Here is a 12,093-nt window from a genome sequence, read left to right as displayed (position 1 = left end):
AAGTTATCTCTCAATCTGAAGATATTAAAAGTGTTACTGTTATTATTAAAGACATAGCAGATCAAATAAATCTCTTAGCTCTTAATGCAGCTATAGAAGCTGCACGTGCAGGAGAACATGGAAGAGGATTTGCAGTAGTAGCAGATGAAGTAAGAAAACTAGCAGAAAGAACTCAAAAGTCTTTAGGAGAAATAGAATCTAATACTAATATCTTAGTTCAATCAATTAATGATATGGCTGAATCTATAAAAGAACAAGCTAATGGTATAACTCAAATAAATGATGCTATATCTTTATTAGAACAATCTACTCAAGGTAATGTAAATATAGCTGATGATGCTACTAAGATATCTAGTAATGTAACTCATATAGCAGATGAGATAATGAGTGATGCTAATAGGAAGAAGGTGTGAGGAGACTTGTTAAGTAGGCTTATAGGGGGAAGATAGGTTGATGGATTTATTGGTAGATAGGTTTATAGATAAGTAGACTTATTGGGCTAGTAAGTAGGATTTGTTAGGTAGATAAATTATTATTTTTAACCAGCAGCTATCTATATACAATGAAGCTTCCAATAATTATAGTTTCCTAAGCCGAAGGCATTCTCGCTTTGTTTCGTGGTGCAAAAAAATGGAATTAAGTAAGCAGTAGTGCTTACGCCATTTTTTTCAAGGAAACTTCGTTTTCAAGGAAGCTAACGCTTTGCTAGAAACGAAAAAAGTGATGCCCTCCCCTTATTTGCCGAAAAAGGCTTTCTTAAAAGAAAGCCCTAGTTGCTTACAGCAACCAAACTTGTTTCTAGGAAGCTTACGCTTTCACAGGCTTTGCGGGAGTGAGGAGGGGTTAAACCCCTTTTTTTTATTAAAAAAAACACATAAATAATAAATAATGCAAAAAAGAAAGTGTTGGAATAATGTCCAATCAAGATTGCAAAAAAGTAGTGCTTCCTATGCTATATGATTGATCTTAATAGGATAGGTAGGATTATTAGCTAGGTGGATAGTTTAATACTTTTATACCTTCATGCTAAGGTGTGAGGTTATAAGTTGGTTTATAGGGTTTATTAGGTTTATGATAAGAAATAAGTAGAAGTATAGACAACAAATAAGGGAGAATGGAATCTGGGAATTAAGATTCTATAAGTAATTTAGGTTTCTATACTTATAGGTTAATGTATTAGATTGGCATTTTTAGTGCAACTCTTATAGGAGCATTTTCTTTTAAGACCTAAGATATAAATAAAACACTGCTTTAAGCCTTTTTTTGTTTGCATAAGACTTAAAGACAGTTATAAATGATACCTCTCTACTTATAACTTTTTATATAAGCAGAGGGTAAGTAGTAAGATTTAGACTACTGGGTGTTTACATCTTTATCTAACTTTTCATAGTCGTAAGGATCAGTTTCTTTATCAAGTTGTAATAAGGCAGGAGAAGGAGCATCACCTACACCTTTACTATGATGAAACTTATCACCTTTTTTGCCACCATACATATCATCTACTAGTTTTAAGATTCCTGGATTTAGTTTTTGTATATCTTCAAACTTATAGTTTCTAGGAGTATAGGCTATATGATATTTGGCTGCTATGGTGCCAAGTTTTGCTTGTGCTAGGCGAGACTGATCTATGCTTTGAAGTAAGATTCTAGCCGCTTCTTCAGGGTTATGGAATCCACTTGAGTTTTCAGAAGCTGTAAAGTCTACTCTCATAGAAGCCTTTCTATGAAGTTCTAAAACATCTTTTAAAACAGCGCTAATCTTTTTGTCATCAGCCTTGCCATCAGTTTGAAACTCTGGAAGCTTTCCTAACTCAACTCTTACATCTCTAACATCATGTATCATGCTAACTAAGGCGTACTCTGCTGCTCTTTGATCATGGCCTATAGAAGTTTGGATTCTAAGGACTTGGTTTTTTAAGTACTCTACACTTTGAGTGTGACAAGCCTTACAAGAAGCGTTCATATCATCTAGTGGTGAAGTTACATTATGTTGACTAACTTTAGAGGCCCCTTGTCTAATATAAGGCATGTGACAGTCTGCACAACTTACACCATTAGCCGCGTGTACACTTCCACTATACATCTCAGCTTCAGGATGTTGCATTTTTAAGATAGGTGCTTTTGTAAGCGCGTGAGTGAAGTCATCAGGGAAAATATCTCTTACAGAATCATAATACTTATCTAACATCTCTATCCTAAAAGGCTTACCTTTAGGCCAAAAAGTCCATGGATAAGTAAGCTCTATACCGTTTACTTCTTTAGTAGTAGCATGGTTTCCATCCCTCCAAATATCTATTTCATCTACTGTTTTTTGAGTGCCATTCCACCATTTTGACTTGCCATCTTGGGCTATGCTTTCTCCCATAACTGTAACTTTGTGTCCAACTGGTTTAAAGTAGTATTCAACGTGGCACTGAGTACAAACTAAAGTTCTCATCTCTGCTCTTGTAGCTTTTATACCATAGTCTTTATCAGGTTGATAACCTCTAGCCATGTAGCCTTTTATGGCTGCTGGTCTTGTGATCCTTAAGCCCATATCATTTGGATTATGACAGTCAGAACAAGTTATACCCATCTTAGTTCCACCATGTGGGCTAACGTGGGCTTCTGCACTTTGATCTTTCATAACAGGGACATTTTTTATCATAGTCCAGTAGTCTGTTGAGCTAAATACGGCAAAGTCGCCTTTTGCTACATTTTTATAAAGCCAAGGCATCCATCCACTGTGGCATTGCATACAAGCTGCTGGTTGACCACCAAAGCCTTTTAGGCCGTGAGAGTTTATTAAGTCTTTATGATTACGCCCTGTTTCCATTTGATCGATTTGTGCGTAGTAGTGACCTCTATCTTCATTGAAATCTACTGCAAAGGTGTATCCCGCCCAGATTTGAGTAAGCTGTGGATATCTCATAAGCTTGCTATAGCTTATATTGCCACCATAGTCTGTATAGTTGGGATCTTTTTTAGTCACACTTAGATACATATCAAGATAGCTAGGGAAAAGTTTACCCCAAGTTGTAAAGCGCGGGTCATCATCGCTTAAGCTTACTGTTGAAGTAACACTTGTTTGAGCACGCAACTTTGCTGCCTCTTCTTGTTTTTTAGAGTTTATACTGTGATTAAACCATGCTATGGCTATGATTATAATTATGATGATAACTAAGACTACCCACCATATCCACTTTTTGCCTTTTATCCTATCTCCTTGCATTTTCTCTCCTTTGTGAAATTAAACTTATTTTGAGCTTTGTTGTTTGCAAATATTTTTCCCTTCCCATTTTAAAATCCCCTTTTATGACCCATGCCTGCATGACAAGAGACGCAGTTTAAAGCATCTCCATTATTAGGATGGTTTTTTAAAGTTGGATTTACTGCATTACTTGCATAAGGCATGTGACAGGCTATGCAGTTAGCTTGAACTACTTTTTTTGTGTTCTCACTTGCACTTAGATTAGGTGGCAAGTTGTCGTTAAATGTAAACTCATAAGCGTGCCCTACACCACTTTTAGCCTTTGCCATCCACTTGCCTACAAAATCATGAGGCAAGTGACAATCTATACACTTAGCATGTTTTGCATGAGGACTTTTTAGCCAGTCGCTATAGACGTCATTCATAACATGGCAGTTATTGCAAGCTTTAGAATCACTACTTAGATAGCTAAAGCCTTTGGCGTTATAAAAGGTATAGCTTCCTTGTAGTATCACCACCACTAAGGCTATACCCACTATAATGGGCAGCCACTTAGTGTAGGTATAAAAGCTTTTTTCTTCATCATCTCTATTTTTGTTTTGTTTATCTGGCTTTTCCACTTCTTTTTTGCCCCCTTTGCTTGGTGAAACGCACCTTTTTCTCCCTTTACTTATTAAGAGTTGGTGTTGTAAGTCTTAGTTTTTGACCTAAGTTAGTTTTTCCTTCATATATTGAGCTATCTCTATACTTTTGTAAGTTATGCAAAAGTAAATAAAGATTAAATGATTGTAATGTTTTTTCTTGTAAATGTAGTGTGATTTTGATCAAATTATGAATATTTTGTTAAGAAAATATAAATTTTTATTAATAAATAGTAAATTTTAGTAGGTGATAAGTATTATTAATAGCTTTTTGAAGATCTAACTTCTAACTTATCTAGCAAGGACATTCAAGGCTTTAAAATCTAAAGTTTTTCTATGATGGTGATGCTAGATAGCCTTTTTAGTAACCTATAAAAGGCTATATTTTAATAGTAGTAAAATAAACTCATACTTTTATATATTTATAGATAGATATTAAAGATAAGAAGTTTTAGGCTTAAAGCCTTTTTAGATTCTGTTTAAGTTTTTATACTTCTCACATAAAGCTTACAAACTTAAGCGATATAATTTTTATCTACTAAAAAAGAACTTAATAAGGCTAAAAAACATGCTAGAAAAGATAGATAAAGATGTGATGCATGTTGCAAGTCGTGGTTGGCTTACAAGTCGCTTTCACTTTTCTTTTGCTGAGTACTATGACTCTAAAAATATACACTTTGGTGTATTACGCGTGTTAAATGATGACATAGTGGCTCCACAAACAGGCTTTGAAACTCACTCTCACAAAGATATGGAGATAGTAAGTTATGTGGTTGAAGGAGAGTTAACGCATAAAGATTCTATGAAAAACAAAGAGACCTTAGATGCGCATAATGTGCAGTATATGAGTGCAGGCACTGGGGTAACTCACTCTGAGAAAAATGATAGTGAAAGTTTGTATTTAAGATTTTTACAAATCTGGATTTATCCAGATAAGAATAACTTAACTCCAAATTACGGCTCTTTTAAGTATGAAAAAAAAGACTTTGTAAATACCATAAAGCATATAGTTTCGCCTCTTAGTGGAAGTGCAAGTGTTAAGATAAATCAAGATGCAAACATTTATGCAAGCTTGCTAGAAGAAAACGCTACGCTTAGCTTTGAGTTACAAGAAAAGCGCCAAATCTATCTTGTTATGATAGAAGGAGTTATGCTTATAAATAATATGGAAGTAAGTAAATATGACGCAGTAAAAATCACAGATGAGTTAACCTTAAGCTTTAAAGCCTTGGCTAACTCTCATTTTTTGTTTATAGAAATGGCTAGTGCTGTAAGTGATGTAGATTATTTTTAACAAGCACTCATCCATGACAACAAAACTTCCAATAATTATAATTTTTTAAGGCCTGTGGCATTTTTGCTTTGTTTCAGTGCTGGAATAAAAGCTAGTTAACCTTGCAAAAAGTAATCTTGCCTATGCTATATGATGCTTTATAAGCACAAGAAAAAGATTTTTATCAATCTTTTATAAAAAAGCCTTTTGACATAGTAATATAACTAAAACATTATAGAAACTAGATTCTAAGGCTAGTTTAAACCTAAGGACGCAAATGCTACAAACTATTAATCTATCAATGAGATATGCCACAAAAAAGCTTTTTGAAGGTGTAAATATAAAATTAGATTCTGGAAAAAGGTATGGCCTTATAGGGGCTAATGGCGCTGGGAAATCTACATTTTTAAAAATCCTTTCAAACGAGCTAGAAGCAAGTAGTGGGGATATAGTTATAAATAATGGCCTTCGTTTAGGCGTGTTAAAGCAAGATCAGTACGCTTATGAAGACTTAAGCTTAAAAGATGCTGTTTTAATAGGCAATAAGAGGCTTTATGAGTGTATGAAAGAAAAAGAGAGACTTTATGCAGAGGGTGATTTAAGCGATGATAAGGTAAATGAGCGCTTAGCTGAGTTAGAGATGATTTATGCTGAAGAAGACCCAATGTATGAAGTTGAAGTAGTTATAGAAAAGATTTTAGAAGACTTAGGATTCCCCGCTAGCAAGCAAGATGACTTGATGAGTTCAATTACAAGTAGTGAGAAGTTTAAGATTTTACTAGCACAAGTACTTTTTTATAAGCCTGAGATTTTGCTTTTAGATGAGCCTACTAACAACCTTGATTTGCCTTCTATCAACTGGCTTGAAGAGCATCTAAAACGTCATGAGGGTACTATGATAGTTATAAGCCATGATAGGCACTTTTTAAATTCAGTCTGTACTAATATCTTAGATATGGACTTTGGAAATGTACGTGAGTTTAGTGGAAACTATGATGACTGGTATATAGAATCTACTTTAATAGCAAAGCAGCAAGATGCTGAGCGTAATAAAAAGCTAAAAGAAAAAGAAGAGCTAGAAAGCTTTATAGCACGCTTTAGTGCTAATGCTTCTAAGGCCAAGCAAGCAACATCACGCCAAAAACAACTTGATAAGCTAAACATAGAAGCACTCAAAATCTCAAGTCGTCGCGATCCAAGTATCGTTTTTAAACCAAAAAGAAGTATAGGTAATGAAGCCCTAGAGTGCGAAAATCTAACCTTTAGCTATAACGATTCTAAGCTTATAGAAAACCTAAGTCTAAAGTTTTTACCTGGTGAAAAAGTGGCATTGATTGGCCCAAATGGCGTTGGTAAGACTACTTTGTGTCGTCTTTTAGTAGAAGACTTAAAGCCAAAAAGTGGCACTGTTAAGTGGGGAGCTACCATAGAAAAAGGCTACTTTCCACAAAATGTAAGTGAGAGCATAAAAAGCGAAGAGACCTTGTATGAGTGGCTAAGAAGCTTTGATAAAAAAATGGATTCTAATGAGATAAGAAGCGCTTTAGGACGTATGCTTTTTAGTGGACCTGAGCAAGAGAAAAAAGTAAGCCAACTTAGTGGAGGCGAAAAACATCGCATGGTTATATCTCAACTTATGCTAGCAGGAGGGAATTTTTTAGTGCTAGATGAGCCAACTAACCATCTTGACTTAGAAGCTATCATAGCTTTAGGTGAAGGGCTTTATAAGTTTAGTGGTAATGTTATATGTGTAAGCCACGATAGGGAGTTAATTAGCGCTTATGCAAACCGCATCATAGAGTTAGAGCCAACTCCTAATGGAGTAAAAGTCATAGACTTTAAAGGAAGCTATGAAGAGTACTTAGAATCTAAGGGGCAAGATCTTAAAGGAGGCAGATAAGATGGAAGCAAAAAGCATAGATTCTATAAATATAACCTTGCTTCATCATACCCCCTTAAGTGTGTGTTCTCACGCTATACGCACTTGTTGGGAAAGCCACGCTAAAAGTGATAATGGCGGGGAAAATGACAAGGCACTAATTTATAGAGTAGGCAATGTCAACAAACATAAATCAACTCTAGAACATCTAGTTTATAACTTTGACATTAAAGGTATAAGTCGTGCTTGCTTGCAAGAGTTAGCACGCCACCGTATGGCTAATCTTAGCGTAAAGTCTACAAGATACACTTTAAAAGAGCTAAGAAAAGAAGAAGGCTTTTTAGATTCTAAAGATGGCTTAGAGAGGGCAACTAAGTATATAGTTTTAACAAATAATCCTGAGATAGATAAAGCCAGCCTAGAAGCTTTAGAAAACATTAAGAAGCTTTTAGATTCTGGTCTTCCTAATGACATAGCTAAGTACTCTTTGCCAGAGTGTTATAAGACTAGTTTAGTTTGGAGTATAAATGCTAGAAGTTTGCAAAACTTTTTAGAGTTACGCACTTCAAAAAATGCCCTTTGGGAGATAAGAAATCTTGCTTTTAAGATTTATGAAGCCCTGCCAGAAGAGCATAAGTATCTTTTTGTAGACTATCTAGCAAAAGATTAAAAAACAAATAGATGAAAAGCCAACCCCTCCTTTATGAAGCCAATCCCTACACTAACTTAACTCCTTTTTTAAACCTCTTAGATGAAGATAGGCAAAAGGATCTAATCTTAGATTTGCTTAGTAAAGATGGCATAGACTTAGAGCACTTTTTAGAAAGTAATCTAGATAATGAAGCCCTAATCTTTAAAGCCTTAAAAAACGAAGGGATAGAGTATATAGATATAGATTCTATACGCCTGGTTAATATCTTAATACTGCCTCAAGAGTTTTTACCAGCCATAGTAGTTGAAGTCTTAGCACAGACAAAACACCTTAAGCTTATAGCTCCTAACTTTTTAAACCACTTCCATAAGCTTAATATCACGCAAAGCATAAATGATAAGTTTAAAGACTATGAGATAGATTTTTGTGTGTGTTCTCACTATATGTTAAAAAAGATAAATATAGCCTTGAAGTTTAAGTATGAAAGCAAGGAAGTAAGCATAGCTTCTTTGCTAAGTTATGCAAGCTTGTTAAATGCTAGTGATATACATCTAGTTGCCAAAGGTAGCAAAGCTAGTTTTTATATAAGGCTTGAAGGAATCTTGCATTTTATTAGAAACCTAGAGTTAGGGAACTTTTTAAGTATCTCTAAGCAGCTAAAGCTTTTAAGCAATGTTGATATTACTAATAGATTTAACGCGCTAGATGGGCACTTTAATATAGAAGTAGATTCTAAAACCCTAGATATAAGAAGCTCTTTTCTCTTCCTTAAAGAAGGAGAATCTATAGTCTTAAGACTGCCTAGCTTAAAAACTAAGAGCTTTACTTTTAAAGACTTAGGTTTAGATGCTAAGTTTATAAACTTGCTTAAAGATAGTTTAGAAGCAAAGTCTGGGCTTATACTTATAAGTGGTCCAACTGGAAGTGGAAAAACTACGACACTTTATACTTGCTTAGAGCATATTAATAAAGGAGCTAAAAAGATAGTAACTATAGAAGATCCAGTAGAAAAAGACATAGAAGGCATCTCTCAGTGTGAAGTTAAAGAAAACTTTGGCTTTGAAGTAGCTTTGAAATATGTACTTCGTCAAGATCCTGATGTGATAATGATAGGCGAGATAAGGGATAAAGAAACGCTTGCTCTAGCTTTGATGGCAGCTTTAAGTGGGCATCTAGTCTTAGCAAGCATTCACTCAAGCTCAGTTTTTAGCATCATACAAAGACTTAGGAACCTTGGGGCTAAAAAGCATGTCTTAAAAGCAACTTTAAGGCTTTTTATATCTCAAAGACTACTAATGACTAAGTGTTTAGAGTGTGATGGAAGAGGCTGTATAAGCTGTTATTTTAGTGGGCTAGGTAAAAGAAAACTTATAAATGAATATCTTCCTTTTACCCCCTCTTTAGATTCCATAATGGATAGTGTTAGTTTGCTAGAAAACTTTTTTCAAACTAGTGATATCCCTTCACTTGAAGTCCAAGCACACGAGCTTTTTAAAAAAGGTATCATAACTAAAGGAGAAAGTCTTATATGAAAAAGCTTTACTTTATAGTCTTTTTTACCTTTTCTTTTAGTCTTCCTTTGCTTTATGCAGAAGGGAGTAATATGGGAGGTAATGATATAAACTTTGGAGATAACTCCCACTCCTATGATGATCTTGTTATGAACCCTAAAGACTATGTTCCTTTAGAATCTAGTAGTAAAGGGGTTGATTTAAAGTCGGAGTTTATAAATGCTAAAGTTAGCATCATGAAAAGAAGTGGGCGTTTTATAGGTGTCTCTATAGGAACTTTTCCTTTTCAGCCTGTAGATTCCAAAGAGACTAACTATCCTATAGCACTTGGAGTTTATGGAGGGGTTATAACCTATCTAAATGACGCTATAGGAGTTAGAGGCTATCTTAAGGCTGAAGGTGCTTTACACAACATAGCTTTTATAAATAACGCTGCCATACACTCTGGCTACACAGTCTCAGCTAGTCTTGGCCTAGACTTTTTTACTGACTTTAGGTTAGATAATGCATATAGCTATTATGTAGGGATAATCACTGGCTTTGGACTAGCAACCCTCTATCACAAAGATACACAAAACCACGTCACTCTTTTTAGAAACGGAGTTATAGTTCAAGGTGGTATAAGTTTTACTTTAGCGTATAAACATAGAATCGAGTTTTTAGTAAAGCTGCTTCCAGTTGAAAACAGCTTTGTAAGCACTACAGCCCTTGATTACTCAGGTAGTATAGGCTACTCCTACCTCTTTTAAAAGTCTTTAAAACTCCTTTGGCATGTTCTTTGCTTGAAAATACTACATTTCAAGATAAAGGCTTAATATGGACAAGATGCTGCAGACTTTAAAGAAGCACTTAGATGGGCTAGATACAGATATCAACTTAAAAGATTCTATGCCTAGTAAGGTTAGTACCTATCGCTTTGGAGAAGGTATGAAGGCGATAAATGAGCTAGTAGGCTGCCTACAAGTGCTTAGATCTAAGCTTAATAAGCTTCAAACTATAGTCTCAAAGATGGAATTTGGTTTTGAAGATAGAGCGCCTTTTGAAACTAGCTCTAGTAGTACTAGTGAGCTACTTTTAAATCAAGCACGCGAGCTTATAACAAGTGCTAGATTTGTAGATAAAGAACTTTTTGATGCTAACTTAAATGCCTCTTTAAGTGGCGTAGAGATAAGTTTTGAGATGGATAGCCCCCTTCCTTTACTAGAAGCTAAAAACTTTAAAACTCTAAGTGCTTATATAGCTAGTAAGAAAGATGAGATAAGTGTGTGCATGAACTCTATTAGAACTTTAAGCGAGTTAGATTCTATGGAATCTAGTGACATGGCTTCAGCTAATGTAAGCGCTGCTGATATACTAAAAATCTTTCAAGGTAGATAGAACATAAAACTAACACTTAGCTAAAGTCTAGTCTTGCAATCTTAAAAAAGACGCTATGAAGATAGAATCTATAATAAAAACAAAGGTTTAAGATGCCAGACTTAAAAGCACTTTTTAATGAGGTGGAGTACAGTAGACAAAACATCTTTTTGCAAGGCCAAGCAGGGAGTGGTAAGTCTACTTTCATACACTACTTAAAAACTAACTCTAATAAGAGGCTAGCCCTTACATCTCCAACAGCAGTAGCAGCACTAAATATAGATGGTGTTAGCTTGCATTCATTTTTCAAACTTCCTTTAAGTGACTTTTTTGTTTTTGATGAGATATTAAAAACACCTAGAAAAAGACTAAAAAGTATGCTTGCTAAGATTGATTTAATAGTTATAGATGAGATATCTATGGTTAGGGCTGATATGCTTGATATCATAGACTTATTATGCAAGCAAGCAAAGTCTAGCTCTAAACCCTTTGGTGGAATCCAGATGCTATTAGTTGGAGATCTTTGTCAGTTGCCTCCAGTCATTAAGTCTAACACCTATGAGATATGTGAGCAGTTTTATGGAAGCAGAAGGGCTTACTTTTTTGACTCGCAAGCTTTTAAAGAAGGTAGATTTAAAACTATAGAGTTAAGCAAGGTTTATAGGCAAGAAGATGAGGGCTTATTAGAAAACCTTATCAAAATAAGGGATGCTATAAACTTACAAAGTGCAGTAAGCTACTTTAATACTTGCAAGATTAAAGATAGCTCTATCTTAGAATCTGCCCTCCTTATAACCCCTTATAATAAAGTGGTAGATGAGGTTAATGAAAAAAGGCTAGCTCTTTTAAGCTCTCCTAGCAAGACTTATGTCTCTAAAACTAGTGGTAGTTTTGATCAAAGTCTTAACACCCCAGCCCCAAAGGTTTTAACTCTAAAAGTAGGTGCCTTAGTGATATTTAATAAAAACAATGCTACAACTTGGATAAATGGCACTAGTGGCATAGTAGAAGATCTAGAAGAAGATGTAGTAGTAGTTAGAATCTTACAAGGTAACAAGATAGTAAAAGTTGCTAGGGAAGAGTGGACTAGCTATAGTTATGAGCTAGATAGTAGTGGGGCTTTAAAAGAAAAAGAGATGGGCAAGTTTACTCAGTTCCCACTTCAGCTTGGCTATGCCTTAAGTATACATAAAGCACAAGGTAAGACCTTAGATAAAGTGATAATTGATATAAATAAAGGAGCCTTTGCGCACGGACAGCTTTATGTTGCTTTAAGTAGGACTAGACGCAAAGAAGATATACACTTAATGCGCGATATAAGCACTAAAGACGTGATAATGGATGCTAGGGTGGTTAGGTTTTTAAGAGAGTGTAGAGAAGTTATAGATGTAGATAGTTTGTTTTAAGGTAGATCTTACTTACTCCTATCTTTAAGAGAATGCCTTATATTATGCAAATTTATAGAATCTATACTCCTAGTCATGTGCTAAGAGTTTTATGGGCCTAGGTGAAAATTAGATATTTATAGATTCCATGTTTCAACATTTTTTTATTTTTACTTAATTTATATGTTTTTTTCTAAATTAAACAAA

Annotated in this window: 10 protein-coding genes; 8 read left to right on the top strand and 2 right to left on the bottom strand. The window is 34.8% G+C overall.

Features of this window, described 5'->3' with window-relative positions; translation table 11 throughout:
- The coding region (locus tag BKH43_RS06490) for a methyl-accepting chemotaxis protein (RefSeq protein WP_253248067.1) at positions 1-413 on the top strand (413 nt) is incomplete at its 5' end.
- A 940-nt stretch (positions 414-1,353) separates the two neighbouring features.
- On the opposite strand, the gene BKH43_RS06485 is transcribed toward BKH43_RS06490, so the two are convergent.
- Both BKH43_RS06485 and nrfH read right to left on the bottom strand, forming a co-directional pair.
- Positions 1,354-3,210, bottom strand: a complete 1,857-nt coding sequence (locus tag BKH43_RS06485; RefSeq protein ID WP_095229804.1) for an ammonia-forming cytochrome c nitrite reductase subunit c552 — start codon at positions 3,208-3,210, stop codon at positions 1,354-1,356.
- Positions 3,211-3,278: 68 nt separating this feature from the next.
- The gene (nrfH, locus tag BKH43_RS06480; RefSeq protein ID WP_095229814.1) at positions 3,279-3,737 is read right to left on the bottom strand and encodes a cytochrome c nitrite reductase small subunit; all 459 of its coding nucleotides are present in this window, start codon (positions 3,735-3,737) and stop codon (positions 3,279-3,281) included.
- Positions 3,738-4,398: 661 nt separating this feature from the next.
- Between nrfH and BKH43_RS06475 the strand changes: the two genes are divergently transcribed.
- The 7 genes from BKH43_RS06475 (at position 4,399) to BKH43_RS06445 (ending at position 11,907) form a co-directional block, all read left to right on the top strand.
- On the top strand, positions 4,399-5,124 hold the full coding sequence (locus BKH43_RS06475; RefSeq protein ID WP_095229802.1) for a pirin family protein: 726 nt from the start codon (positions 4,399-4,401) through the stop codon (positions 5,122-5,124).
- 256 nt (positions 5,125-5,380) lie between these two features.
- A complete protein-coding gene (locus tag BKH43_RS06470; RefSeq protein WP_095229800.1) occupies positions 5,381-7,003 on the top strand; it encodes an ATP-binding cassette domain-containing protein in 1,623 nt (540 codons plus the stop codon).
- Between the two features lie 25 nt (positions 7,004-7,028).
- A complete protein-coding gene (thyX, locus tag BKH43_RS06465) occupies positions 7,029-7,652 on the top strand; it encodes an FAD-dependent thymidylate synthase (RefSeq protein WP_095229812.1) in 624 nt (207 codons plus the stop codon).
- Between the two features lie 11 nt (positions 7,653-7,663).
- A complete protein-coding gene (locus tag BKH43_RS06460) occupies positions 7,664-9,166 on the top strand; it encodes an ATPase, T2SS/T4P/T4SS family (protein WP_095229798.1) in 1,503 nt (500 codons plus the stop codon).
- On the top strand, positions 9,163-9,894 hold the full coding sequence (locus tag BKH43_RS06455) for a hypothetical protein (RefSeq protein WP_095229796.1): 732 nt from the start codon (positions 9,163-9,165) through the stop codon (positions 9,892-9,894). The genes BKH43_RS06460 and BKH43_RS06455 overlap by 4 nt, the downstream gene beginning before the upstream one ends.
- A 67-nt stretch (positions 9,895-9,961) precedes the next feature.
- The gene (locus BKH43_RS06450) at positions 9,962-10,522 is read left to right on the top strand and encodes a flagellar FLiS export co-chaperone (protein ID WP_095229794.1); all 561 of its coding nucleotides are present in this window, start codon (positions 9,962-9,964) and stop codon (positions 10,520-10,522) included.
- Positions 10,523-10,614: 92 nt separating this feature from the next.
- The gene (locus BKH43_RS06445) at positions 10,615-11,907 is read left to right on the top strand and encodes an AAA family ATPase (protein WP_095229792.1); all 1,293 of its coding nucleotides are present in this window, start codon (positions 10,615-10,617) and stop codon (positions 11,905-11,907) included.
- The last annotated feature ends 186 nt before the right edge of the window (positions 11,908-12,093 follow it).

Origin of the sequence: Helicobacter sp. 13S00401-1 (assembly GCF_002272925.1) — a bacterium.
GTDB lineage: Bacteria > Campylobacterota > Campylobacteria > Campylobacterales > Helicobacteraceae > Helicobacter_I.
The sequence above is the reverse complement of the archived record's forward strand: the minus strand, read 5'-3'. Positions and strand labels throughout refer to the sequence as shown.